Annotated in this window: 22 protein-coding genes; 4 read left to right on the top strand and 18 right to left on the bottom strand. The window is 62.7% G+C overall.

Features of this window, described 5'->3' with window-relative positions; translation table 11 throughout:
- Positions 1-20: 20 nt before the first annotated feature.
- The 5 genes from NKH23_RS22750 to NKH23_RS22730 form a co-directional block, all read right to left on the bottom strand.
- On the bottom strand, positions 21-1643 hold the full coding sequence (locus tag NKH23_RS22750) for an ABC transporter ATP-binding protein (protein WP_352719641.1): 1623 nt from the start codon (positions 1641-1643) through the stop codon (positions 21-23).
- Positions 1640-2509 carry an ABC transporter permease gene (locus tag NKH23_RS22745; RefSeq protein WP_352913280.1) on the bottom strand — a complete coding sequence of 290 codons (870 nt, stop codon included), beginning with the start codon at positions 2507-2509 and terminating at the stop codon, positions 1640-1642. Before NKH23_RS22745 ends, NKH23_RS22750 begins: the two co-directional genes overlap by 4 nt.
- Positions 2506-3453: an ABC transporter permease gene (locus tag NKH23_RS22740; protein WP_352913281.1), complete on the bottom strand. Its 948-nt coding sequence runs from the start codon at positions 3451-3453 to the stop codon at positions 2506-2508. The genes NKH23_RS22745 and NKH23_RS22740 overlap by 4 nt, the downstream gene beginning before the upstream one ends.
- A 256-nt stretch (positions 3454-3709) precedes the next feature.
- Positions 3710-5188 carry an ABC transporter substrate-binding protein gene (locus tag NKH23_RS22735; RefSeq protein WP_352913283.1) on the bottom strand — a complete coding sequence of 493 codons (1479 nt, stop codon included), beginning with the start codon at positions 5186-5188 and terminating at the stop codon, positions 3710-3712.
- 130 nt (positions 5189-5318) lie between these two features.
- A complete protein-coding gene (locus NKH23_RS22730; protein WP_352913285.1) occupies positions 5319-6608 on the bottom strand; it encodes an acetylornithine deacetylase/succinyl-diaminopimelate desuccinylase family protein in 1290 nt (429 codons plus the stop codon).
- Positions 6609-6830: 222 nt separating this feature from the next.
- Between NKH23_RS22730 and NKH23_RS22725 the strand changes: the two genes are divergently transcribed.
- Positions 6831-7259: a L,D-transpeptidase gene (locus NKH23_RS22725; RefSeq protein ID WP_023676467.1), complete on the top strand. Its 429-nt coding sequence runs from the start codon at positions 6831-6833 to the stop codon at positions 7257-7259.
- Positions 7260-7399: 140 nt separating this feature from the next.
- Here the strand turns inward: NKH23_RS22725 and NKH23_RS22720 are convergent, their stop codons facing one another.
- From NKH23_RS22720 to NKH23_RS22690, 7 genes are all read right to left on the bottom strand, one after another.
- Positions 7400-8392, bottom strand: a complete 993-nt coding sequence (locus NKH23_RS22720; RefSeq protein WP_353025961.1) for a lipid A biosynthesis lauroyl acyltransferase — start codon at positions 8390-8392, stop codon at positions 7400-7402.
- Between the two features lies 1 nt (position 8393).
- Entirely contained in the window at positions 8394-9422 is a 1029-nt protein-coding gene (locus NKH23_RS22715) for a zinc-binding dehydrogenase (protein WP_352913289.1), read from the bottom strand.
- An 83-nt stretch (positions 9423-9505) separates the two neighbouring features.
- Complete coding sequence (locus tag NKH23_RS22710) at positions 9506-10777, bottom strand: beta-ketoacyl-ACP synthase (RefSeq protein WP_352913290.1); 1272 nt, start codon at positions 10775-10777, stop codon at positions 9506-9508.
- Between the two features lie 75 nt (positions 10778-10852).
- Positions 10853-12040, bottom strand: coding sequence for a beta-ketoacyl-ACP synthase (locus tag NKH23_RS22705; protein ID WP_352913291.1), 1188 nt, complete (start codon positions 12038-12040; stop codon positions 10853-10855).
- Positions 12041-12078: 38 nt separating this feature from the next.
- Positions 12079-12363, bottom strand: coding sequence for an acyl carrier protein (locus NKH23_RS22700; RefSeq protein WP_352913292.1), 285 nt, complete (start codon positions 12361-12363; stop codon positions 12079-12081).
- A gap of 211 nt (positions 12364-12574) precedes the next feature.
- On the bottom strand, positions 12575-13123 hold the full coding sequence (locus NKH23_RS22695) for a histidine phosphatase family protein (RefSeq protein ID WP_352913293.1): 549 nt from the start codon (positions 13121-13123) through the stop codon (positions 12575-12577).
- Positions 13124-13229: 106 nt separating this feature from the next.
- Positions 13230-16241 (bottom strand): caspase family protein, encoded by a 3012-nt coding sequence (locus tag NKH23_RS22690; RefSeq protein ID WP_352913294.1) that lies wholly within the window; start codon positions 16239-16241, stop codon positions 13230-13232.
- Positions 16242-16391: 150 nt separating this feature from the next.
- Between NKH23_RS22690 and NKH23_RS22685 the strand changes: the two genes are divergently transcribed.
- The 3 genes from NKH23_RS22685 (at position 16392) to NKH23_RS22675 (ending at position 20220) form a co-directional block, all read left to right on the top strand.
- Entirely contained in the window at positions 16392-17342 is a 951-nt protein-coding gene (locus tag NKH23_RS22685; protein WP_352719623.1) for an AEC family transporter, read from the top strand.
- Between the two features lie 314 nt (positions 17343-17656).
- Complete coding sequence (locus tag NKH23_RS22680; protein WP_352719621.1) at positions 17657-19114, top strand: NAD-dependent succinate-semialdehyde dehydrogenase; 1458 nt, start codon at positions 17657-17659, stop codon at positions 19112-19114.
- Positions 19115-19194: 80 nt separating this feature from the next.
- Positions 19195-20220, top strand: a complete 1026-nt coding sequence (locus NKH23_RS22675; protein WP_352719619.1) for an aldose epimerase family protein — start codon at positions 19195-19197, stop codon at positions 20218-20220.
- Positions 20221-20358: 138 nt separating this feature from the next.
- On the opposite strand, the gene NKH23_RS22670 is transcribed toward NKH23_RS22675, so the two are convergent.
- The 6 genes from NKH23_RS22670 to NKH23_RS22645 form a co-directional block, all read right to left on the bottom strand.
- Positions 20359-20778: a hypothetical protein gene (locus NKH23_RS22670; RefSeq protein WP_352913304.1), complete on the bottom strand. Its 420-nt coding sequence runs from the start codon at positions 20776-20778 to the stop codon at positions 20359-20361.
- A 459-nt stretch (positions 20779-21237) separates the two neighbouring features.
- On the bottom strand, positions 21238-22092 hold the full coding sequence (locus tag NKH23_RS22665; protein WP_352719615.1) for a phosphorylase family protein: 855 nt from the start codon (positions 22090-22092) through the stop codon (positions 21238-21240).
- 80 nt (positions 22093-22172) lie between these two features.
- Positions 22173-22964, bottom strand: coding sequence for an ABC transporter permease (locus NKH23_RS22660; protein WP_352719613.1), 792 nt, complete (start codon positions 22962-22964; stop codon positions 22173-22175).
- Complete coding sequence (locus tag NKH23_RS22655) at positions 22957-23844, bottom strand: ABC transporter permease (protein ID WP_352719611.1); 888 nt, start codon at positions 23842-23844, stop codon at positions 22957-22959. Before NKH23_RS22655 ends, NKH23_RS22660 begins: the two co-directional genes overlap by 8 nt.
- Positions 23841-24878 carry an ABC transporter ATP-binding protein gene (locus NKH23_RS22650; RefSeq protein WP_352719609.1) on the bottom strand — a complete coding sequence of 346 codons (1038 nt, stop codon included), beginning with the start codon at positions 24876-24878 and terminating at the stop codon, positions 23841-23843. The genes NKH23_RS22655 and NKH23_RS22650 overlap by 4 nt, the downstream gene beginning before the upstream one ends.
- A 127-nt stretch (positions 24879-25005) precedes the next feature.
- Complete coding sequence (locus NKH23_RS22645; protein ID WP_352719608.1) at positions 25006-26046, bottom strand: ABC transporter substrate-binding protein; 1041 nt, start codon at positions 26044-26046, stop codon at positions 25006-25008.
- Positions 26047-26222 lie beyond the last annotated feature (176 nt).

Below are 26222 nucleotides of genomic sequence, written 5' to 3'. Positions count from 1 at the left end.
GCCGAGCGAATAAAGTCTGCTCACCCCTGTTCCTGCAGTCTTTTCGCAATTGCCCGATGCAAATCGGGAGCGGCGGCGACCAGCGCCTTGGCCGCTTCGGATTGCGGGTGGTCGAGCACTTCGCTCGTCCTGCCGCGCTCGACGATCTTGCCGTCATGCATGACCATCACTTCGTCGGTGATGGCGCGGGCGACGGTCAGATCATGGGTGATGAACAGATAGGCGATGCCGAGTTTCTGGTTGAGCTCGGCGAACAGGTCGAGAATCTGGGCGCGGATCGAGACGTCGAGCGCCGAGACCGGCTCGTCGGCGACGACCAGCTTCGGCCGGGTGATGATGGCGCGGGCGATCGACAGGCGCTGGCGCTGGCCGCCCGAAAACTCGTGCGGGTATTTGTCCATGTCGCCTGGTGAGAGGCCGACCTCGTGCAGCGCACGCGCCACCATCTCGCGCCGCGCGGCGGGCGCCGGCGTCTTCTCCAGCACATACAGCGGCTCTGCCACCAATCTTTCGACCTTCTGGCGTGGGTCGAAGGAGCCATACGGGTCCTGGAACACGACCTGCATGTCGCGCCGTGCCGGCTTCAGCTCCGCTTCGCTCTTGCCGGTGAGGGTGTCGCCACGGAAGCGGATCGTCCCGGCGGTCGGCCTATCCAGCGCCAGGACCATGCGGGCAAGCGTCGACTTGCCACAGCCGGAACGGCCGACCAGCGCCACCGACTGGCCGGGCGCAATCGAGAACGAGACATCGTCGACGGCGCGGATCGGAGCTGCGCGTTTCAACAGCGCTATGCGCCGTCCCGGATAATCGCGCGTCACGCTGTCTACCTGAAGAAGAGGTTTACCTTGCCCGACCTCATGTGTCTTGGCCCGCGCGGGCACATGCATCGAGGCCTGCGCCAGCTGTCGCGTGTAGGGATGAAGCTGTTCGGACAGCGTGCACGCGGTATCGCCGGCCTCCATCACCTCGCCATGGCGCAGGATGGTGATGCGGTCCGCCATCTCGGTCACCACTGCGAGGTCGTGCGAGATGAGCAGAAGGCCCATGCGGTTTTCCGCTACGAGGTCGCGCAGCAGGTCGAGGATCTGCGCCTGCAGCACCACGTCGAGCGCCGTCGTCGGCTCGTCGGCGATCAGCAGCTTGGGTTTCAGTGCACAGGCAATGGCAATGACAACGCGTTGGCGCTGGCCGCCGGAGAGTTCGTGCGGATAACGCGACAGCGGGAATTGTGCTGCCGGCAGGCCGACCCGGTCGAGCATTTTTCGCGCTCGTTCCTCGGCGTCGGCGCGGCTCGCCCTGGTGTGCCAGCGAATACCCTCGGCGACCTGCTCGCCGATGGTCTTGACCGGGTTGAGCGCCGTCATCGGCTCCTGGAACACCATGCCGATGTCGTCGCCGCGCAGTGCGCACATCTGGTCCTCGCTGGCGGCAAGGATGTCGATGCCGTCGAAGGTGATGCGGCCGCTGGCGTGTGCCGCCCAGGGCAGAAGCTGCATCACCGTAAGCGCCGTCATCGATTTGCCGGAGCCGGATTCGCCAACCAGCCCCATCACTTCGCCGGCCGCGACGGAAAAATCGACGTCTCTGAGGATAGCGGTGTCGCCGATGGTCAGCGACAGCTTGTCGATTTCGAGCAGGCTCATCGCTGCCGCCGCGATTTCGGATCGAGGATGTCGGCGATGCCGTCGCCAAGCAGGTTCAGGCCAAGCACGGTGACGACAATCGCCATGCCAGGAAAGATCGCCATCCACGGCGCCACCACCATGCGGGTCTGGGCGTCGAACAGCATGCGGCCCCAGCTCGGCATCGGCGGCTGGGTGCCCAGCCCGACATAGGAAAGCCCGGCTTCGGCCAGTATGCCCAGCGCGAACTGGATGGTGCCTTGCACCAGCAGCAAGGTGGCGATGTTGGGCAGCACATGTTCGATGCTGATCAGCGTCCTGCTCTTGCCGGCGGCGCGGGCGGCGAGGATGAATTCGCGCGGCCAGATCGCCAAGGCGCCGGCCCGGGCCACGCGCGCGAACACCGGGATGTTGAAGATGCCGATGGCAATGATGGCGTTGAACGCGCCCGGCCCGAAGATGGCGGTGATCATGATTGCCGAAAGCAGCGCCGGAAAGGCAAAGACCAGGTCGTTCAGCCGCATCAGCACGTCGTCGGCGAAGCCGCCGCGCGCCGCGGCAAAGGCGCCGAGCGGCACACCGATGCCCATGCCGATGCCGACCGCCACCAGAGCCACTGCAATCGAATTGCGGGCGCCGACCATGATCATCGACAGGATGTCGCGACCGAAATGGTCCGTGCCGAACCAGTGCGCCAACGATGGCGCCTGGGTCTTGTCGGAAATGACCAGCCTGGTGACGTCGTAAGGCGTCCACAAGAAGGAGAGGATCGCGACCGCAGCCACCAGTGCGGTGACGACGAAGCCGGCGAGGAACGAACGGTTTCGAAACGCCTTGGCCAGGATGCTGGCAAGGTTCTCGTCGGGGATGTCTATGTGCAGCGTCATTGCCTGCCTCTCAGGCGCGGATCGACCACCGCATAGGAGAGATCGACAACGAAATTGACGACGATGACGGCGGCAACCAGCAGCATGACGACGCTCTCGACCACGATCAGGTCACGCTGGTTGATCGCCTGGAACACCAGCCGGCCGAGGCCAGGCAAATAGAAGACGTTCTCGATGATGATGGTGCCGGCAAGCAGGAAAGCGAATTGCAGGCCTAGAATGGTGACCACCGGGATCATGGCGTTGCGCAGCGCATGCCGCCACAAGACAAGGCGGTAGGGCAGGCCCTTGGCGCGGGCGGTTCGGATGTAGTCCTCGTTCAGCACTTCGATCAGCGCCGAGCGAGTGACCCGGGCGAGGATTGCCGCCTGCGGCAGAGCGAGAGCGACCGCCGGCAGAAGCAGCGATTTCAGCGCCGGCCAGACGCCGGCGCCCCAGCCGGGAAAGCCGCCGCCAGGCACCAGCCGCAGCCAGACGGCGAAAAGATAGATCAGCATCAGCGCAAACCAGAAATTTGGCACGGCGACGCCAAGCTGGGCGGCACCCATCGCGATCGTGTCGCCGGTGCGGCCGCGCCGGCTGGCGGAAAACAGTCCGACCGGAATGGCAATGACGGTGGACAGCGCCAGCGCCATCAGTGCCAGCGGCAGAGAGACGACGAGGCGCTCACGGACCAGATCGATGACCGGCACCGAATAGGTGTAGGAACGGCCGAAATCGAGGCTCAGCAAGCCGCCGGCCCAATGCAGATAGCGCAGCACGACGGGAGCGTTGAGACCCATCTGGTTGCGCAGCAATTCGATCTGGTCGGCGCTGGCGTTCAGGCCAAGCATCAGCCGCGCCGGGTCGCCGGGAATGATCTCCAGCACGGCAAAGACCACCATGGAGGCCAGAACCAGCGTGACGACGGCGATGGTGAGGCGCTTGAGGAGATAGGCGGTCATGGACGTTGAGGAACCGCTGTGTTGCCGGACAAAACCGGGCGAAGCTTGCGTTCCCGCCCACCCCCCTCTGTCCTGCCGGACATCTCCCCCTCAAGGGGGGAGATTGAGCCCTCATCGCCGCTTTCGCTAACCACTAGCGTTGCAAGGACAGTGCCAGCGTGGAAACTGCCAATCTCCCCCCTTGAGGGGGAGATGCCCGGCAGGGCAGAGGGGGGTGGGCGGGAACGCAAGCTTCGCCTCTTTGCCCAGCGACCCCTCAATCCGTCCACTTCACGTTGGTCAGGTCGTTGGCCTGGATCGGGGCGTTTTCCCACAGGCCCTGCAGTTTGGCGTCCCAGACGCCGACCTTCGGCAGCTCGTAGAGGAAGCCGACCACGGCGTCATCGGCCAGGACCTTCTGCGCCTCGCCGAGCAGCGTAATGCGCTTGGCCTCGTCGGAGGTAAGGTTCAGCTCGTCGATGATCTTGTCGAAGGCCGGATTGTCGTAGTTGAAGTAATAGTCCTTGCGCGAATAGATATCGATGTCATTGGGCTCTGTATGGGAAACGATGGTGAGGTCGTAATCCTTCTTGGTGAAGACCTGGTCCAGCCACTGCGCCCATTCGACCGGGATGATCTCGAGATCGATGCCGATTTCGCGAAGCTCGGAGGCGATGATCTCGCCACCAAGCCGCGCATAGGAGGGCGGCGGCAGCTTGAGCGTCGCCTTGAAGCCATTCTCCAGGCCGGCTTCCTTTAGCAACTCCTTGGCCTTCTCCACATTGTGCGGATAGAGGCCGGTGAGGTCGACATAGGCCTTGCTGGCGGGCGACATGTGCGAGCCGATCGGCACGCCGAGGCCGGCCGAGGCGCCGTCGATGATCGCCTTGCGATCGAGCGCAAAAGAAATCGCCTGCCTGACCTGCAGCTTGTCGAAGGGCGGCTTCTTGTTGTTGATCGACAGGATGGTTTCACCCTCGGTCGAGCCGATCACCACCTTGAAGCGTGGGTCGTCCTTGATCTGGGCGAAGCTGTCGGGGTCGAAGAACGGAAAGGCCTGGACGTCGCCGGAAAGCAGCGCCGGAACGGCTGCGGCAGCATCTGGAATGATGCGGAACTCGGCCTTGTCGAGAAACACCGGGGCGCCCCAGTAATTGTCCGATTTGACCAGCGTGATCGATGAGCCCTTGGCCCAGTTCTGGAATTTGAACGGGCCGGTGCCAACAGGCTTTTCCTTGTTGGTGTCGGCTGTCTCAGGCGCCACGATAACCGCGTCGCCCCAGCCCATATTGTAGAGGAAGGAGCCCTGCGGGTTCTTCAGCGTGACCGTCACCGTCGTGGGATCGACGACCTCGACCTTGTCGATGGCGGCAAACAGGCCCTTTTGCGCGTTGACGGAATTGTCGGCGCGGGCGCGGTCGAGCGAGAATTTCACGTCGTCGGCGTTGAAGTCGGTGCCGTCATGGAATTTCACGCCGGTATGCAGCTTGAAAGTGTAGACCTTGCCGTCGTCGGAAATGCTCCAGCTTTCGGCGAGATCGGGCAGCACTTCGCCGTTCGGGCCGATGCGGGTCAGGCCCTCGAAGACATTGGCATAGAGCACCTCGTCGATCGCCGCGGCGGCGCCTGCGGTCGGGTCGAGATGCGGGGGCTCGAGCGTAATGCCGATGACCAGGTCGGTGCGCGCGGCCATCGCCGAGGTTCCGGCCGCCAACGCCAGCGCCGCAGCGGCCAGAATGGTTTTCCACAATTTCATCGTGCAACTCCCCATATGCTAAAACACGTGCTCAAACCCGGCGGATAGAAGCGTGAATTCGCCGCCGAGTAAATTGCGTTTCGTACCGTCCGCCGACGCCGGGAGGAATGTTTTTCCGCCCATCGCCGGATCATCGCGGGCCGGCGCCCCTCAGCAGCACGTCGAGGCCGATGGCCATCACCTTTGCCGAGTCCAGCATGTCGGCAATGCCGACCCATTCGTCGGGCCGGTGGGCGAGGTCGAGAATGCCCGGGCCATAGGCGATGCAGTCATAGATGTGGCCGATGCGGGCGATGTGCTTCTGGTCGTAGGTGCCGGGCGAAATCACATAATCCGGCTCGCGGTCGAATATCTCCATGATGCCTTGCGCGACCGCCTTAACCACCGGCGCATCGCGCTCGGTCATCAGCGGCAGCACCTCCATCAGATCGCGGATTTCGTAGTCGAACTTTTTGCGCTCGCGCTTCAGCCGTTCGAGGATATCGGTCACCTCTGTCTTGACCGTAGCGAGATCCTCTTCGAGCAGGAAGCGGCGGTCGATAGTCAGCCGGCAGGAATCGGGCACGTTGGGCGAGGGCAGCCCGGGCCGGAAATCCTCCGTCTGGCCGCCATGGATCGAGTTGATGTTCATGGTCGAGCGTTTTGCGCCTTCGGGCACGACCGGCATGCGCGTCATCTTGCGGTCGAGCGCCGGAAACAGCTCATCCTCGAAGGCCCGCAGCACGGCGCCCATATGGCGCACCGCATTGTCGCCGAGGAACGGCATCGAGCCGTGCGCGATCTCGCCCTTGGTCTCGATCTCCGCCCACCAGACGCCGCGATGGCCGAGGCAGATGCGGTCCTTGTTGAGCGGCTCGGGAATGATGACGTGGTCGACCTTCGGCCTGGAGAAATAGCCGAGCTTGGCCAGATGGGCGACGCCGCCAAAGCCGCCGGACTCCTCGTCGACCGTCCCCGAAATCTCGATGGCGCCGGGAAAATCGGGAAAGACCTCCATGAAGGCTTCAGCGGCGATGATCGAGGCGGCAAGCCCGCCTTTCATGTCGCAAGCACCGCGGCCATAGACCTTGCCATCCCTGACGATGCCGGCGAACGGATCGAGGCTCCAGCCGTCGCCGGGCTCGACCACGTCGATATGCGAATTGAAGTGCACGCAAGCACCCGGCGCCCGGCCATCGAAACGGGCGACGACGTTGACGCGCGGGTAACGGTCAGTGTCGCCGGGCGTCCCTTCGGCACGGATGAATTCGATCTCAAAACCACGCTTCTTCAACCGCGCGCCGATATATTCGGCACATGGCCGATAGGCTTCGCCGGGCGGATTGATGGTCGGAAAGCGGATCAGATCCGCGGTCAGTGCAACCAGATCATCGGCTCGGTCATCGATTGCCTTGAGGAGCCGTTCGTTCGGTTCGTTCATTCGGTGAATTGAGCAGCGGATGAGGCGGTTTTGCAAGCCCGATGGCGAATTGCCAGGCGATTGCGTGTCGTTACGGCAACTATTGCGGGAAATCGTTCAAATTCGCTGCTTTGGATTGGTGAAATCGTCAGGGAGTGGGTGTTAGCTCGCTGGCTTGCCATCAAAACGCTGGAGAACAGCGTGACGGCAGGCAGGCAAGGGGCATCAAAGGGGTTTGATTGCATGAAAAACACTGTTCTCATGGCAGCGGCATTGATGGCGATGCTCTTCGGTTCGTCGTTCGAGAGCCGGGCGGCCAGCCTGGTCGCGAACATCGATATTTCCTCACAGACGATGACGGTAAGATACGGGCTTTCGTATTACCGGTGGAGCGTTTCCACCGCCCGCAAAGGCTACATCACGCCGCGCGGCAGCTATCGTCCACAGCGGACGGCCCGGATGTGGTATTCGCGCAAATACGACATGTCGCCGATGCCCTATTCGGTGTTCTTCCGCGGCGGCTATGCTATCCACGGCACCGGCGCGATCCGGCAATTGGGGCGCCCGGCATCGCATGGCTGTGTGCGCCTCCACCCCAGCAACGCCGCCGCGTTCTATTCGATGGTGCGCAAAGCCGGCTTCGGCAATACGCGGATCCTCGTGACGAATTAGGGCCTGTCCTGGGCCCGAAATAAAAACCCGCCGGAACGGCGGGTTCGTCGGGGCCAAATGGCACCATAGCGAGATTAGTAGCATAGCTGCCGGCACAAAGCAAGAACAAAATAGCGTTTGTGCCCAAATGATGGTTCCGCTCAGGCGGCTTTGTCGCGCACTGTCGGCGGCCGACGCTTTTTGCGGCCGCTGATCTCCCAGCGCTTGTGGAACCACATCCACTGGCCGGGGTCTTCTCGCACCCAGCGCTCGACCACGTCGTTGAGAAGCTGGGTGGTGGCGCGGACGTCGACACTGCCGCCGACGGTGCGCGGCAAGGTGAGCTTGTCCTCGATCTCGAGCCGGAAACGGTTGTTCGGCAGGCGCACGCAGCGCGCCGGGTAGACATCGCAATCGTAGTGCCGCGCCAAGGTGCCGAGAACCCGGTTGCTCTCGCACGGGCGGCCGAAGAATGTCGTCTCGAGCCCGCCCGTGAATTTCTGGTCGACCAGCACGCCGATATTGCCGCCTTTCTCGAGGATGGCCGCAAGCGCGAACGAGGCGCCGGTCGAAGACGGCAGCAGCGATCCCATGCTCGAGCGGCGGGTCGAGAGGATGTAGTCGGCGAGGTAAGGGTTGTTGGGCGGGCGAAAGAGCGCCGTGATGTTCATGCCGAAGGTCGCCGCCGCCACTGGCAGCAGCTCGAAATTGCCGAGATGCCCGGTGAAGACGATGTGCGGCTTGTCCTCGCCGGCAATGCGCACGAAATGCTCCACGCCCTTGACCTCGACGCGGCCCGGCTTCGTCGCAGCCGGATCATAATCGAACAGAGCATCGAGGAAGATATATTCGGCGGCGAGGCGAGCCATGTTGCCCCACATGTCGGAAGCGATCGCCTCGATCTCGGCGTCGCTCGTTTCGGGATAGGCCTTGCGCAGATTGTCGACAGCAACCTTGTGACGCTGCACCCAAGGGCCGATGCGGCGGGCGGCGCTGTCGGCGAAATTGAGCGCCCTGTCGGGCGGCAGCAGGCGCAACGCGGAGATGATGATCATCGCGACGCGCGCGACCAGCCAGTAGTTGAACTGGCGAAGCCGCCTGCCATAGCGGAATCCCACGTCCCTGCGGATCTTCCTGAAGGCGTTGCCGATCATTTCAGCCGACGCGCAGGATGATCTTGCCGAAGACGTCGCGGCCTTCCATGCGCTTCAGCGCCGCATCGATGCCGTCGAAGCCGACCTCGGTGTCGATCACCGGCGCGACCAGGCCCGACGCCATTTTCTGCATGGCGTCGGCCATGTTTTCCATGCGGCAGCCAAACGAGCCGAGCAGGTTCAGTTGCTGCTGGAACAACTGCATCAAATTGATCTGCGTCGACACGCCCGAGGTCGAGCCGCAGGTGACCAGCCGGCCGCCGCGTTTAAGGCACAGCATCGAGGCGGCAAAGGTGTCGGCACCGACATGCTCGAACACCACGTCGACGCCCTTCTTCTTCGTCAGCTTGCGCACGACGCCTTCGAAGCGGTCGTCGCGGTAATTGATGACGTGGTCGGCGCCGAGCGCCTTTGCCTTGTCGATCTTGTCGTTCGAGCCGACGGTGGTGATGACCGTGCAGCCCATCTTCTTGGCCAGCTGAATCGCGGCGGAGCCGATGCCGGAGCCGCCGGCATGGACCAGTATCGTCTCGCCGGGCTGCAGCCGGGCATTGTCGAACAGCATGTGCTCGACCGTGCCGAAGGTGACAGGCGCCACCGCCGCGCCGATCTCGCTCACGCCGGGCGGGGCAGCGACGAGCAGGCGCGCCGGCAGGTTGATCTTTTCCTGCGCAAAGCCGTCGAGATGGAAGCCGTGAACGCCCGAAACATGCTCGCAGAGATTGTCACGGCCTTCGCGGCAGGCGCGGCAAAGACCGCAGGTGCGGGCGCCATAGATCGACACCAATTGCCCGGGCACAAGGCTGGAAACGCCGGGGCCGACCGCCTCGACCTCGCCGGAGGCCTCGGCGCCGACGACCAGCGGCAGCTTGCGCTTGGCAAAGGCCATGCCGCGCCAGCCCCAGACGTCGATATGGTTCAGCGCCACGGCCTTGATGCGCAGCGTCACCTCGCCGAGCGAAGGCGGCGGCGGTGGCGGCAGGTCCACCGTCTCAAGACGGCGATCCTCGATAAGTTGCAATGCGCGCATGCCAGATCCCAGGTTGCGCAGGACCGAGAACCGTTTCGGAAAGGACCATGCGCACGACAACAGTGCTAGAGCGGAACGGTCGCTTAGACCGGTTCCCGCGCCATGACAAGGCAGGTGTTCTGGCCGCCGAAGCCGAAGGAGTTCGACAGGACGGTGCCGACCTCGGCGTTGCGCTTGGTGTTCGGCACCACGTCGAGCACGATCGCCGGGTCGGGATTGTCGTAGTTGATGGTCGGCGGAATGACGCTTTCGCGCATCGTCATCAGCGAAAATGCAGCCTCGACGGCACCGGCAGCCGATAGGGTGTGGCCGATCATCGACTTGTTCGACGAGACCGGCATCGACGAGATCCGCTCGCCGAACACCGTCGACAGCGACAAATGCTCCATCTTGTCGTTTTCGGGCGTCGAGGTGCCATGGGCGTTGACATAATCGATCCCGTCTTCGCTCAAGCCGGCATCGGCAAGAGCGGCGCGCACCGCCGCGATCGCCGGCGAACCGTCCGGCTTGGAGCGGGTGCGATGGAAGTCGTCGGCCTTTTCGCCGCAGCCGCGCAATATGCCGAGAATGGTGGCGCCGCGGGCAATTGCTGCCTGCAGCGATTCCAGCACAAGGGCGCCCGAGCCTTCGGCGAGCACGAAGCCGTCGCGATCCTTGGAGAACGGCTTGGAGGCCTTTTCGGGGATGTCGTTATGGGTGGAGAGCGCGGACAGAAGCGAGAAGCGGATCAGCGCTTCGGCGGTCGCCGAGCCGTCGGCGCCGATCGACAGCGCCCTGTCGCATTCGCCGCGGCGGATCGCCTCGACGCCGAGCTGGATCGCCGTGGCGCCCGAAGCGCAAGCGGTCGACAGCGTGATCGGCAGGCCGCGCGTTCCGAAACGGTCGGCAAGCCGGTCGGCGATCGAGCCGAACTGGGTGGTCTCGAAGATGTCGAGTTCCCTGAGGCCGCGCGCCACCCGTAGCAGCCTCTCGGCGCCGGTGTCGTGCGTGTCGGAATTGTAGAGCGAAAAGCGCTCGCTCCAGTCGAGCTCGACCGGCGGCGAAGCGAGGAAAAGCGGTCCGCCGAAATCGCCGGCATCGAGGCCCGCCTCCGACATCGCTTCCTGGGCGGCGGTTTCGGCAAGCTCATAGGTGAGGAGACTGGCGCCCTTGGAACTCGACGGCAGGAAATCGACCATGCCGGAGATGCGGGTGTTGAGATGATCGACCGGGAAGCGGGTGATCGGATGGATGCCGGATTTGCCTGATGTCAGTGCAGCCCAATTGTCGGCCTTGCCGACACCGAGCGACGTCACCACGCCGATGCCGGTGACGGCGACGATCGGCCTGCCCATGTGGTCGTTCAGATTGGCCATTTGTTGTCCAAAAACCTGTTTCTCTTGGAGCGTCGGATCGCCCGAAAAGCGCGTCACACTTTTCGGTCCGATGCTCTAGGCGGCTTTGATCAGCGCCATGCCCTCGAATTGGTGATAGCCGATCGCCGTTGCAAGGACGGTCTTCGGGACGCCGGAAAACGGTTTTTCGACTGTGGCGTCGAAGACAGGGTAGGCGGCCTTGCGGTCGACAGCCAGGGCCGCCAGCGCAACAGCAAAGGGGAACTGCGCTTCCTTCATGTGGCCGGTCAGCGTCGAAAAGCCGCGTGCGGCGATCGCCGGATTGGCCTCGAGTGCCGATTTCTCGGCGGCGGTCGCGACATGGGCGCCCGAAGCGCCAGAGATCGCCAGCAGTTCGCCGTCCGGCAATGCGGCTTGCTTCAGCAGCGCTGCGATCTCACCGTCGAGTTCGCCCCGCCGGCGCCTAGCACGGCCGGACAAGACCGGACCGAGTTCCGCATAGATCTTCCGGCCACGGCTTTCCGCGTGCTCGCGTTGCTCCAGGACGAGAAACGCGCCGCCGGATCCGGTCACCACACCGCCGCCTTCGGCACCTTGCCTTTGCCAGACCGGCCGCCACGGACCGCGATGCAGGTAGCCGGCCAGTTCATAGCCGAGCAGCATGTCGGAATGTTCGGTCTGGAAAGCGCCGCCGACCAGTATATGCGTCGACTGGCCGGAGCGGATGCGCGCGGCTGCCGTCTCGACTGCGGCAACACCCGCACCTTCCTCGCCCATGAAGGTGCGAGAGGAGCCGGTCACCTTGTGGACGATCGAGATGTTGCCGGCGAGCAGGTTGGAAAGCTGTGCCAGAAACAGCGTCGGGCGCAATTCGGTGGTCAGCTTCTCGTTGAGCAGCACGTCGCGGTCATTGCGGCTTTCCGATGCCGCGAGAATGGCCGCGTCGACCGCCTCGTCGCGCTCGCCGCCGCCGGCGGCCACCACCATGTCCATGGTCGCGCAGAGTTCGTCATTGCCCTTGATGCCGGCATCGTCGAGCGCAAGGCCGGCCGCATAGGTGCCGAGCCTCTGCCAGGTCTCCATCTGCCGCTGGTCGCCACGCTTGGCGATCTGCAGGTTCCAGTCGATCTCCGGCAGCGGATGGACTGTATAGGGCGAGAAGCGCGAGGCCTCCAGAACCGGCTCAAGGCGCGGCTGGACAAGCTTTTGCCAATGCGCATCCGGACCCTCGCCCAGCGACGAGACAAGGCCGATGCCTGATATGACGACGTCGTGGGGGTTCATGGGGGGCTGTTGTGGGTCGGGCGCGTCAAGCGCTGTGCTCAGGTAGCGTTCTTGGCGGCGACGAGCGCGTCGATCTTGGCGCACAGGTTCTGCATGACGAAATAGTCGTCGGTCGAAGCCTTGCCGTCGTTGACCTCTTGCGTCCACTTTTCCAACGGCACCTTGATGCCGAATTCCTTGTCGATGGCAAAGACGATGTCGAGGAAGTCGAGGCTGTCGATGCCGAGATCGTCGATGGTGTGGCTTTCGGGCGTGATCGTCTCGATGTCGATCTCGCTGGTGTCGGCGATGATCTTGGCGACTTTGTCGAACGTGGTGGACAAGGGCTTTTCCTTCGATTGCGGGCGGAATCTGTCCGCATGTGTTTGGCGCTGTCTAATCGGTTTTTCCGGGCAGGAAAAGGCCTGATACGCCCCGCGCAGATGGGCTGGCTGCCCAGCCAGAGCAAGATCAGATCGGAATCCAACCACGACTTCTCGTGGCAGTGGCATTTCGGCAACAGCTATCTCGCTCGACGTGAGGAGCGACGACCCCTCAGAACGTAACGCGGCCGAGTACCCGCAGGCCGTCGCCCTGCGGCTCGACGATCACGGCTTCGCCTTCACGCGGCGAGATGCCGGTCAATTCCTTGATGTTTTCGAGATGTGTGACCATGACCAGATTGTCGGATCCGGAATAGCCGCGGATTTCGGCTACGATCGCGGCGATCTGGGCGGCCTTCTCCTTTTCGTCGGTCTTCAGCAGGTCAAGCGGTGCGAACGGCTCCGGCTCGCTTTCGAAAGCGATGCGGGCGGTCTCGAGGCAGCGGCAATAGCGGCTGGACAGCACGCGCTCGACCGGTGCCGCGCGGGCGCCAAACAGCGCGCCGATCTTGCGCGCCTGTTGCTTGCCGCGCTCCGAGAGATTGACCTGGGTCGCGCATTTGCCGAGGTCGAAATTGGCTGCATCGGTGGTGCCTGTGACCATGGCATGGCGCAGCAGGACCACATGCCCGCCGTCGCGCAGCAGCGCCCAGCCGGCTTCCGTCGCATGGGCTGTGGCGGAAACGGCAAGCAACAGCAGCGCCAGCACAAATCGAAGCATCAGACATCCTTTTCGGGTGACCGGCAGGCAGGTCCCCGGTGACCGGCATATAGGGACGGCAAAGCCGGCTGAAAGACAAGCCGAGTGCAACCTGCGGCCGAAACGCCTATTTCTTCGCTATCTGCTTCTTCACCAGATCGATCTTGCGGTCGGTCAGCGGGATGGGGATTGTGTAGCCGGCTTCGGTAAAGCCCTGCTTGGCGTTCTCGAAGAATTCGATCGCCTTGTGGTATTCGGCATTGCCGCCGCCATAGCTGCCGCGGTTCCAGTGGACGTCGCCGAGATTGTTCTGCTCGAAGGCCCATTGCATCGGCTGGCCTTCGCGGGTGAAGACCTTGAGTGTCGCCTCGAAGGCGGCTTCGGCCTCATCCAGATATTTGCCGGTGCGTTCGAGATTGCCGAGATTGATCAGGCTCATGCCGATGCCGTTCTGCGCGTTCGCCCAGTCGACGGGCGAGGTCTCGAAGGTCAGTACCTCCAGCGCTGCCCGGCGCGCGGCGATCGAAGTGGCCAGTTTGCCGGGATCGGCCTCGCTCATGCTCAGCCATTGCAGCGCCGAGCCGAGGCCGGCCTGCGCCAGCGCCCATTGCCGCGGCGTCGTCTCGCGCTTGTATTCGCGCAGTGCATCGCGATAGGCCTCGATCGCCTCCTCATAGTGCACCGGCTTGTCGGTCACGCCGCCGAGCAGTTGCAGCGTGTTGCCGAGATTGTAGTGGGTCATCGCCCAGTCGAGCGGAAATTGCTTTTTGGTATAGACGCGCCGTGCCGCCCGATATGCGGCGGCCGATTGCTCAAGTTTGGCAGCGTCGCGCGTGCGCTGGCCGAGCGTTTGGTAGATCGAGCCGAGATTGTTCTCCGCTGAAGCCCAATCCGTCGGAAAACGCTGGCGTGTGAATATGGTCAGCGCGTCGCCATAGGCGGCAGCCGCCTCTTCGAGCAGGCCGGTGCCGAGGTCGAAACGGGCAGCACTGCTCAGCGCGTTACCGAGATTGAGACGGCTGCTTGCCCAGGAGAGCGGGAAGGTGTCGCGGGTGCGGATTTCGAGCGCGGCGCGGAAGGCGTCGGCTGCCTCGTCGATTTTCGCCTTGTCGTTGCGTTGCGTGCCGAGCGACACCAGTGTGTTGCCGAGATTGTTCTGGACCATCGCCCACTGAACGGGGGCCTTCTCGCGCGTGTATTCCTCAAGCGCCAGCCGGTAGGCGGCCTCGGCCTCGGTCAGGCGCTCGCCGCCCGGTTCGCGCTCCGAAAGCGCGTAAAGCGCAAGGCCAAGGTTGCTTTGCGAGGCGGCCCAGTCCAGCGGGACTTTGTCGCGCGGCCGCTTCTCCAGCGTGGCGCGCATCGCCACCACCGCCTCGTTCAGGCGTTTCGGGTCGCTCTCGCGTTCGCCGATCTTCAGCAGCACATTGGCCAGATTGTTCTGAGCCGCCGCCCAGTTGATGTCGTCCTTTTCGCGCTCGAACACGGCAAGCGAATCGCGAAAGATTTTCGCGGCCTCCTCGAGCCGGTCGGTTTCGCGCTCGCGCTCGCCGATCGTCTGCAGCACCACCGCCATGTTGTTGCGGGTGATCGCCCAATCGCGGTTCTGCTCGCCATTAGGGATGAAGTTCAGGATGACACGGTAGGCGTCGATGGCGCGCTGCAGCGCTTGCCTGTCGCCGGTGGCGTTGCCATGCGCGTTCAGCGCTTCCGCCTCCTGGTTCTTGTAGTTCCAGCGCAGCCTGTCGTCCCATTTCTCGACCAGCGAGAAGGCCTTGCCGTAATCGTTGGCGGCCGACAGATAGTCGAAGACCAGCGCCGAAGCGTCGGCGCGCCTGGCATAGATCGCCGCGTCGGCAAGACGCTTCTGCCTGACCAGATCCTCTGCCTGGTCGACCACGCCGCTGGCCTGCTCGACCCGGCCCACTGCCTGGTCGAGGAAGTTGCGCGCAGTGACGATAGCGCCCTGGCCGATCGCCTTGTCGGCCGAGGCGACAAGGCGGCTGATCTCGGGGTCGTCGGTGCGCATCGCGTTGCGCTCGGAGATCATCTTCTTCAGGCGCTCGGCCTGAGCATCGAGCAGCTTTTGCAGGTCGGTGGGGTCCTCCGGCATCTTTTCGGTGCCGAGCGCCTTCAACACGCCATAAAGCGCGTCGAGCGGCACGCCGTCCTGCAGCGAGGCCAGTTCGACCTGTGCCCGCTTGGGGTTCGGCAACTCGGCGATCGTCAGCAGCAATTGCCGCCGCTCGCCGGTGATCAGCCCGTCGTCGCCGGTCGGTTCCTGCGGTGCTACGCCGAAATAGAGCAGCCGGCGCAGGCTTTCATTGACCCATGGCCGCTGCTTTGCCTTGGTGTCGAGATAGACCTCCTCGGTCACCATGCGCATGACCGAGCCGAACTCTGTGCCCTTCATTGCCGCGAGGTGGCGCAGAAGTGCCGCTGCGTAGGGGCTGTTTTCGCCGACGATGCCGTCGAGTGCCGGCCGCCCTGGCTCGGCGGCAAAGCCGATCACCGTTCCCAGATTTTCCGTCGCGGTCGCGTCCGCCAGTGCCCTGGCGCCGCGCACCGGCTCCAGCCCGCCGGCGCCGATCGGCGAGGCCGAGGCCGTGGGCGCCCGGCGCAGCACCGCATCCGCGGGAAACGGGTTAGTGCGGCAGGCATCGAGCAGCATGATCGTTACCGGCACGGTCGTCTTCAGTTCGTCCATGACGGCGGAAATCGGCACTAGGGCCTGATCGGCGTCCTTCAATGAAGAAACGTCGGCGTCGACCGGCACCAGATAGTTTTCGCCGCCGGCCTCGATGCCGTGGCCGGAATAGTAGATCAAGGCGACGTCGGCGTCCTCGGCATCCTCGGCGAAACGTTCGAGGTCGCGCTTCAGTTTTGCCGCATCGCGGTCGGTGACGCTGCGCGCGTCGAAGCCGAGATCGGTCAGCATCTTGGCGATGTCGCGGGCGTCGTTGGCGGGGTTGGGAAGAGCCGCTATGTGCTGGTATCTCGACTGGCCGACGATCAGCGCCACGCCCTTGAGGCTCGCCGGCTCCGAAGCATGAGCCGAGGCCACCACGAGGCAAAGCAGGGCGCCGACGAAGGCCGTCAGCCATCCCTGCTTGAAGAAATGCCGATTTCCGACAGCGCCCATTCGCCGCGTGTTCCCCCTACAGCCCTGTATAGCGCTGGCATCCAACCATGAGCAAATTCGGGCAAGATCCGAGCGGCCGGATTGTTGGCCGGTACATTCGTCAGGGAAGGGCGATTGCGCCGCGATCAGGGCTCGCCTATCACGGGAAAAATGTCTCCGCTTACCGAAACCGTCCTTTTCGTCTTCAGTCTCGTCGGGCTCGGCTATCTTGCCGGGTTCACCGGCTATCTGAAGCCGGCGAGCGGCGAGGGCGTATCCGAATTCGCCATCAACGTGGCAATGCCGCTGTTGCTGTTCCAGACCATGATAAAGGCTGATTTCCACGGCGTGGCGCCGTGGTCGCTATGGGGCGCCTATTTCGCGGCGGTCGCGCTCACCTGGGCCGCCGGCCATCTGGTCATTACGCGCGTCTTCGGGCGAGACGCCCGCGCCGGCGTCGTCGGCGGCGTGTCGTCGTCCTACTCCAACGTTGTCCTGCTCGGCGCGCCCTTCATCATCGGCGTGTTCGGGCCGGCCGGGTTCGAAGTGCTGTCACTGCTCGTTTCCATTCACCTGCCGGTGATGATGATGGCCTCGATCATCCTGTTCGAGATGTTCGGCCGCGGCGGCAGCGAGCCTGTGCATCCGCTCCGCGTCGTCAGGAGCTTTCTCAGGAGGGTATTCATCAACCCGCTGATCATCGGCATACTGGCCGGGCTGGCGTGGCGCTTCACCGGTGCGCCGCTGCCGGCGCTTGCGACGCGGCTGAGCGACGCGCTGGCCGGCACGGCCGCCCCGGTGGCGCTGTTCGCCATGGGGCTCAGCCTGCGCCGTTTCGGCATTTCCGGCAATGTAAAGCCGGCGCTGGCGCTGTCGGCGCTGAAACTGTTCCTGATGCCGGCGCTGGTTCTCGGCCTGGTCTGGCTGATCGGCCTGCCGCCATTGACGGCCAAGGTAGCGGTCATGGTTGCAGCGTTGCCGTCCGGCATCAATTCCTATCTCATCGCGGTGCAGTTCAACACCGGCCAGGCGCTGGCATCGAACCAGATGACCATCGCCACCGCCTGTGCGGTCGTGACCACTGCGTTTTGGCTGACCGTGGTCGTCCATGTTTTTGGGTAGGGCATGTTGATATTCAGGTGATGCCGGCCTGCGAACGGCGGTTTCCTGCGCTTCCGGTACTCACGGACCCAATGTCCGCTCCGTTCCGGTTCTCGGAACCCACCATTCTCGACTCGGCCTGACCTGAATCTCAACATACCCTGGAGCCTTGGCTGCATCGCTCTCGCTTTGGCTGGCCCAAACCCTATATGCCATCTTGTGATTGCTTGCGGGGCTTGCCCTGGGCTAAGAGCAGTGGCTCTAGCGATGCTATCGCGCACGTCCATTCACGAAATCAGCGACCGGCCCGCCAGGTGCCGAACGGAGGCGAGATCATGCTTCAGAAAACCAGCCATTTCATGCGGCAGGCCAATCTCATCAATGGCCAATGGGTGCAGGCCGATTCAGGCCAGACGGTCGACGTCAACAATCCTGCCACCGGCCTCAAGATCGGAACCGTGCCGAAATCGGGCAAGGCCGAGACCCGCCGCGCCATCGAAGCCGCCGACGCTGCCTTCAAGACATGGCGCAAGACCACCGCGCTCGAACGCTCGAAGCTGTTGCGCAAGCTGCACGACGCGATGATGGACAATCAGGACGTGCTGGCCGAACTGCTGACCATCGAGCAGGGCAAGTCGCTGTTCGAATCGAAGGGCGAGATCGGCTCGGCCGCGTCCTACATATTGTGGTTCGCCGAAGAGGGCCGCCGCACCTATGGCGACGTCGTCCCGTCACCCTGGGCGGACCGCCGCATCCTGGTGACCAAGGAGCCGGTCGGCGTCATCGCCGCCATCACGCCGTGGAATTTCCCATCCTCGATGCTGGCCCGCAAGCTCGGTCCGGCGCTTGCCGCCGGCTGTACCGCCGTGGTCAAGCCGGCGTCGCAGACACCTTATTCCGGCCTTGCCTGGGGCGCGCTTGCCGAGGAAGTCGGCTTCCCCAATGGCGTGATCAATATCCTGACCGGCGCCGCCGGTGAGATCGGCGACGAGATCTGTGCCAACCCGCTGGTCAAGAAGATCACCTTCACCGGCTCGACCGAGGTCGGCAAGATCCTGATCCAGAAGTCGTCGGTGACCGTCAAGAAAGTGTCGATGGAGCTCGGCGGCAATGCGCCGTTCATCGTCTTCGACGATGCCGACCTCGAGCGGGCTGTCGCTGGCGCCATCACCGCCAAGTACCGCAATTCCGGCCAGACCTGCGTCTGCACCAACCGCTTCCTGGTGCAGGCCGGCATCTATGACCAGTTCGTCGAAAAGCTGGCTGCTGCCAGCAACGGGCTGAAGGTCGGTTCCGGCCTCGAAGACGGCGTCCAGCAGGGACCGCTGATCGACGAGAAGGCGGTGGAGAAGGTCGAGGAGCTGATTGCCGACGCTACCGCCAAGGGCGGCAAGGTCGTCGCCGGCGGCAAGCGCCACGCGCTCGGCGGCTCGTTCTTCCAGCCGACGGTGATCGCCAATGCGACGCCGAAGATGCGCTTCATGAAGGAAGAAATTTTCGGCCCGGTGGCGCCGGTGTTCAAGTTCGAGACCGAGGAAGAGGCCGTGGCACTCGCCAACGATACCGAGTTCGGCCTGGCCTGCTATTTCTACACCGGCGATCTCGGCCGCGCCTTCCGGGTCATGGAAGGGTTGAAGTACGGAATGGTCGGCGTCAATGAAGGGCTCATCACCACGCCTGAGGCACCGTTCGGCGGCGTCAAGGAATCGGGCCTCGGCAAGGAAGGCGGACATCAGGGCATCGAGGATTATCTCGACACCAAATATGTCTGTATCGGCGGACTTGGTCTCTAGAAGCCTCATGCGGTAATGCCGAAAACGATCCTGGGCCGCTTCGGAAGGCCAGGCTGGCATCGAGCAACGAACTTGCGAGCATGGCAATGAAGGACGGCGAGGTTTTCGGCACGACGCAGGCGGGCGAGGAAGTCCGCCGCTTCACCATCCGTGGCGGCGGCCTCACCGCCAACATTATCGGCCTGGGCGCGATCATCCAGGATCTGCACCTGGCCGGGCACGAGGCGCCATTGGTGCTCGGCTATGACCGTTTCGAGCACTATGAGACGGATACCGCCTTCTTCGGCACTGTCGTCGGGCGCTATGCCAACCGTATCCGCGACGGTCGCTTCACGCTTGCCGGCAAACGCTACCAGACCGAGCGAAATTTCCTCGAAAAGCACACGCTGCATGGCGGTTCGCAAGGTTTTTCGCGCCGCGCCTGGGCGGTTTCGCTGCATGGCAGGGATTTTGTCACGCTGACCCTGCATGACCCGGACGGCACGATGGGCTTTCCCGGCGCGCTCGACGTGACCTGCACCTACCGGCTGAAGATCCCCGGCACGCTCAGCGTCGAACTGACCGCCACCTGCGAGGAGCCGACGCTCTGCAACCTCACCCAGCATTCCTATTTCAACCTGGATGACGGCGGCACCGGCGACATTCTCGACCACCGGCTGATGCTGAATGCCGGCGCCTATCTGCCGGTCGACGCGGATCTGATCCCGACAGGCACGGTCAAACCGGTCGACGGCACCCCCTTCGATTTTCGCCAGGCACGGCCGCTGCGCATGGAGACCGAAGGCGAGCAGCTCCCCTACGACCAGAACTTCTGCCTCGCCTCGACGCGCGGTCCGCTGAAGCAGGCGTCGTGGGCGCAAGGGGCGAATTCCGGCGTCGAGATGGAACTCTGGACCACCGAGCCGGGCGTCCAGCTCTATACCGGCCAGTATCTGGCGCCGTCCTCGCCTGGATTGGGCGGACGCCAGTACAAGGCGTTTTCAGGCTTCTGCCTGGAGCCGCAAATCTGGCCGGATGCGCCGAACCGGCCGTATTTCCCGCAAGCCACGCTATGGCCGGGCCAGATCTACCATCATGTGACGGAATACCGGTTCAGGCTGCCTTAGCGAACGACCGAATTCGAACTCTTGTCGGACCTTTTGATCTGGCGACGCAAGTTGACCCAGTGCGGACATTCACGAACCTGCACTCGACGGCTCAAGTGGGTCAAAAAGCGGTTTGAGAGGATTGCAACGCTGGGCGGCTCACACAAACACGATGGGGTTTTGTTCAAGCCGTGCCATGCTGATCAACGCCAGTAATTCATCGGCGAATTCCCTGACAACTGCTTCGGGGCTGGATTCGATAAGTCTCAGTTCTCCTTCAAGGTCGTCGAAGCTTGCACCCTTGATCACGTCCCCGGCATGGCTGCCGGAATAGAGAACAAGCCGCTCCAAAGCCGATCCCTTGCCGAGATATCCAAATATCGTCTCCCTTAGTACTCCAATATGAGAGATGTTCCCAAACCTTCGCTCGCAGGCAGTTACGGTATCCTGAGGAATTCGTGCACCGTCAGGATAAATAACCTCGCATTCTCCCGACGTCGGTTCACACCGAAAGTGATATCCGGGGAACTCTTTTTCCAAAGCCGAGGCGCTCTTGTAGACCACTGCTGAGAGACCCATCTCGATCCTCCGGGAAACCAGAAACCATCAAGGAGGAGGCAAGTCAATGTACGCCAAAGGGCCGGAAGCCGATGGCAACGGCGTGTCCGCTCCTGGTGCTCTGAATGGTTTCTGACGACAATTCAAACGACAGGTTTCGGCCATTTCGGCCATTGGCGGCAGGTGGCTAATTGAGTTTTGCCGTTAGGCGGCGGCGAGCGCCTCGAGCATGGCGGCCTGCGCTTCGGTTGCGCGGGCCTTGGCCACGGCTCTCGGGACGCCACTTCGTCATGAACCCGCCCGCATCAGCGCCTTTGCGGCATCTGCTCCCGCTGTAAGGACACGATCCGACAATTCCGTCCCTTCTAGGCGCGGGCCAGTTGAAGCGCGCCGATGAGCGTCGCGAACATGCCCAGCGCAGCGCCCTCGGGGTCCGTGGTCGGCGGCAGAGCTTCAGCTATCCGGCGCACCAGGGTTATCTCAGAACCGGCTGGAGCGTTCTTGCGGCTGAGGCGACTTCAAGCCGTGACAGGAGCATTCCGGGTCAGCGGGAAGTCGCGCGGCGGTCTCCAGGGCGACCCGCGAGGCTGTCATGGAGAGATTGGGCAGCACGTCCTCCTGCAGCAATTTCTGGCGATTGCGATCCATATAGTCGTTGAAGCCCGCCGTCACGAATGCGCAAGGCACGAAACACGCGCCGATCTCGCGCGACAGGGTCGCCTCAGGGGCGATGGAATGGTTGAGTACATCCGCCCCCATGCCCCGATACGCCAAGGCTTCGGCTGGCGTTGTCAGTCGGGGTCCATAACAATGGGCAGCCACCAACTGCTGTTCGATGCCATAAACGCGGCATTCGGCTGGCCAATGACGGCGGGCCGTTTCAACCAGAACCGCCGCACATCTTGGACACACGATTTGCTTGCCCGAACAGTCGAAGCTCTGGCGGTCTGGAAGCAGTGAAAACGGGGTCTGCGTCAGTTCGATGATGTCGGCGGCCACCACCATGTCGCCCGGCTGGATCGCCTTGTTGACGGCGCCTACAGTCGAGCAGGCGAGAACTTGCCGTACACCCGCCCGCATCAATACCCAGAACGCGCGGCGATGGCAGGAATGGTCGATACGGTCGCGGGGATTGCCGTGCGAATACATGCACAGCGCGCGCTTCGCTCTCCCTTCGGCGGTGATCGACGCATCGAACTCGAGCAGCTTCCAGTTGTCGGTGCGACCGAAAGGCGTTTCAAAACTCATGTCGCGCCGCAAGGTGCGCACACCATCGAATTCGACATCTTCCGGGAAGGCAAGCCCCCAGTTTGCCGACCCGGTGATGATGGCCAACCCTACCTGAGGGATGTCGGTCGAATGATCCGTCAGATCGTCGGCTGCGTGGTGATTGGTGGGCATGTTTCCAGTCTCGGTCAGGACTTTTGGCGAAGGGTCACAATCAGGACGACGGCCACGACGATGACGGTCCACAATGTCGATATCGCCGCAATGGTCGGATCGATCTGATCGCGCAGCGACAGGAACATAAGCTTCGGCATCGTGCTGTTGCGACCACTTGCGACGAAGATCGAAATCACAGACTCATCAAGCGAAGTCAGGAACGCCATCAATGTCGCCGACAGCAAGCTGATCCGAAGTTGCGGAACGATTATTCCGCCAATGGCTCTGGCCCAGTTTGCACCGAGGCTGCGCGCCGCCTGAACCTGGTTCCAGTCAAAGCGGGCGAGCGCGGGTAGCAACACAATGCAGGCGACCGGAACGGCCAGCACCACATGTCCGACCAGCACACCGAATAGCGTTCCGATCAGATGTTGTGCAGCCAACACAAAGAAGAGGCCGATCGCAAGCAGGATTCCTGGAGTGATCGAGGGGGTTAGCAGGACGCTCTGGATCGTCGCAGCGGTCTTTCCGCCCAGCCGATTCATCGAAATGCAGGCGAGCAGCGCAAATGGCACCGTGATCAACGCCGTCAACGTCCCAAGGATCAAACTCGTTCTGAGCGCAGCCATCCACGTTGCCGAGCCGAAGAAGTTCTCATACCAGCGCAACGAGTAGGCGTGCGGCGGAAACTCGAGGAGATTCGACGCCGAAAACGAAAGCGGCACCACCACGAGCGTCGGCAGCATCAGAAATGCCATGACAAGAGCGGCAAAGCTCCAGAGCAAAATGCGGGCGAGCCTGTTTTGCGGATAGGCTTCAAGCATGGGAGGCTTCCACCGTGTTCTGGGCCATCAGGCGGCGTGCCGCCAGCAACATCACACCGATCAGCGCCATAAGAACGAGGAGCAGAATGCCCAGGACGCTCGCCGACCCCCAGTCCTGAAAGGTCGATAGTGTACGCTCGATCCGGGTAGAGAGCGGATTTACCTTGCCGCCGCCAAGCACCGCCGGCGTGATGAAAAAACCTATGGCGTAGATGAGGACGATGATCGAACCCGAGAAGATGCCGCCCGCCGAAAGCGGCATAATGACTGTGCGGACGACCTGCCTGAGAGTGGCTCCCATGCTCGCTGCCGCGCGAATGAGATTTGGGTCGATATCGCGCATCGCAGCATAAACAGGCAGCAGAAAGAGCGGCAGCATGTAGTGAACCATGCCGATGAGCGTTCCCGTGAAGTTGTAGACCAGCGGCAATGGCTCCGCCGTCAGGCCTGAACCGGTCAAAGCCGCGTTGATCAGGCCATCGCGCCGCAAGAGCACCAGCCAACCATAGGTACGCACCAGAATGGAGGTCCACAGCGGCAGCATGACGAACGCCATGAGCACGTTGGCCAGCCTTGGTCTGACGCTGGCCAGAGCCAGCGCCAGAGGGGTGCCGAGAACAATGCAGGCCGCCAGCGTACCCAAGGACAGTTCGAGGGTCGTGACGAGCGCCGACCATGTCAGTCCGCTCGAAAGGACCTTCTGGTAATTGCCGACGGTGTACTCACCCCCGGTGGTCAGGAAGGATTGCCGGATGATCCAAAGGATGGGCAGTATCGCCGCCAGTCCAACGATGAACAGCGCCGGGAGCGAAAGTGAAAGAAAAAACCGCCGCTCGCGCCGCGCATCCGCCGCGAGCGCCGGATCCCGGACGACGGTCACGCCATCGCTCCCGGTATCGCGTGTACCTTCGCTGCTGGTGCATATGCAATCATCCGCTGACCGGCGGCAAGCTCGGCGCAGCCGCCGGCCAGCGCTGCCGGAATGCAGACAAGAACCTCTTGCCCGCCGTCAAGCGCCAGCGTCAAAAGCCAGTTCTCGCCGCGGAACGCTTTGGCGCGCAGTATTCCTTCGAGAGCCACTCCGTCTCCCCCGACGAGCTTCGCATCAAGATGGAAGCTTTCGGCGCGGATCATCAGAGTTTCGCGTGATGCTTCGGCGCCATCGATTCTGCGCGCTGAGCCCGGGGCCACAATGTTAGCCTCGCCCATGAACTCCGCGACGAAGCGGGTCGATGGACGATCATAAATCCGCTGCGGCGTATCTATCTGCTGGATGCGGCCAGAATTCATCACCGCAATCCGGTCAGACATAATCAGCGCTTCGCGCTGGTCGTGGGTCACATAGATTGTGGTGATCTTTAGATGATCATGCAGACGCCGGATCTCATACTGCATGGTCTCGCGCAGATTCTTGTCGAGCGCCGACAGCGGCTCGTCCATCAACATCACGCGCGGTTCGAAGACGATAGCCCGCGCCAATGCCACCCGTTGACGTTGGCCGCCGGATAGTGCGGCAACATTGCGCTCCGCCAGACCATCCAGCTTCACGCGGGCCAAGGTATCGAGCGCCCGCTGACGCGCCTCCGCTCTCGGTATCTTGCGCAGCACCAGCGGATACGCGACGTTCGCCAGGACGTTCATGTGCGGAAACAAGGCGTAATTCTGGAATACTATGCCGATGTCTCGTTTGTTGGGCGGCAGGCGGGTGATGTCTCGGTCGCCCAAGAAAAGTTTACCGGAATCCGGCCGGACAAAACCGGCCAGAGCCATGAGCAACGTGGTTTTGCCCGATCCCGATGGCCCTAGTAGCGTGAGGAATTCGCCAGCCTGAATGTCGAGCGAAACATCATCCAGTGCGACGTAGGACCCATAAGCCTTGTGCACGCTTTCGATGGTGATCGCGAGCGACTTCATCATATGCTCCAGCCTTGAAGCGCGTCGCGTTCGACCGGCCTCGCGCGATACGCTTTAGGTTCTTGTTTTCATGCATGTCGTTGTCGCGCGCTGCACATTTTTGCGCGACATGCATTAGAGCTGAGAGTCAGCGGGCCATCATTTCATCGAAGGCTCTTTGGGCAGCCTCGCCATTCTTGACCCACCATTCTGAATTGGAAAACACCGAAGTGCCAGCATTTTCAGGCGCGGTCGCAAGGGTCTTCAGACGGTCCTCGGGAATAAGGCCACCCTCATATGCCGCAGGATTGACTGGGCCGTAGGCAATGAAATCGGTCAGCTTGGCAACGCGCGCGGGCTGCGTCATCGCTGCGATGAGCTTCATCGCGGCTTCCTTGTTCGGCGCTCCCTTCGGCACCCCAAGACAGTCCGTGCCGATGACCGAACCCTTGAACGTGTAGTCAGCCGCGCCGCCATCTGCTTTCACGGTTTGGGCCCGTCCGTTCCAGGTAATGACCAAATCCGCCTCACCGTCTTTCAGCAACTGCGCGGATTGAGCTCCCGAGGTCCACCACACGGCGACATCTGGTTTGATCGCTTCAAGCCGCTTGATGGCGCGTTCTAGCCCTTCCGGCGTGCTGAGCACGGAATAGACGTCCGCCGGTGCCACGCCGTCGGAGAGAAGCGCGATCTCGATCGAGTCTTGCGCATTGGCGCGCAACGCGCGACGGCCAGAAAATTTGGCAACATCCCAGAATTCCGCCCACGTCTTCGGCGGGTTCTGGCCATAGGTCTTGGTGTTCCACGACATGACGGTGCCATAGGAGTCGAACGGATAGCAGTAGTCGGACTTTGCACCCTCCGGCACGGATTTCGGATCGATGATCTTGTAGTCGAGTGGCTCAAGCAGCGACTGTGCGGCAGCCTGCGCGCCTTCCGGCGAACCCAGGTGGACGATATCGGTCGTGACTGCACCCGAGGTAACCTGCATCTTCAGGGCGGCCAGGCCGTCGCTCTGCGTCTCCTCGCGGACATCATAGCCAAGCTCTTTTGCAGCGGGGCCCCACATGGCCTCCTTGATGGCGTTGCCATAGTCGCCGCCTGCGGTCGTGATGGTGACCGTTTGCGCATGTACGGGCAGGGCAGCCGAGATTGCGAATGCTGTTAAGGAAATGCGTAGCCAGGACATAGGTTCTCCTCCCCAACTTTTATGGAATATCGCTTGAAAGAGCCATTATTTTGTAATCGTAACGTTACGATTGCACCTGAATACGCTGGAGTCAAGCTGCTTCCTACGGGAGTTTGGATTGACCGGGATGTCGAATCCGGTAACGTTGGCGGTCAGCAAAATCAGCCGGCGCTTTC

The sequence above is a fragment of the Mesorhizobium sp. M1328 genome (genome assembly GCF_040318075.1).
In the GTDB taxonomy this organism is placed as follows: domain Bacteria; phylum Pseudomonadota; class Alphaproteobacteria; order Rhizobiales; family Rhizobiaceae; genus Mesorhizobium.
This window is presented reverse-complemented; position numbering and strand designations above follow the sequence as displayed.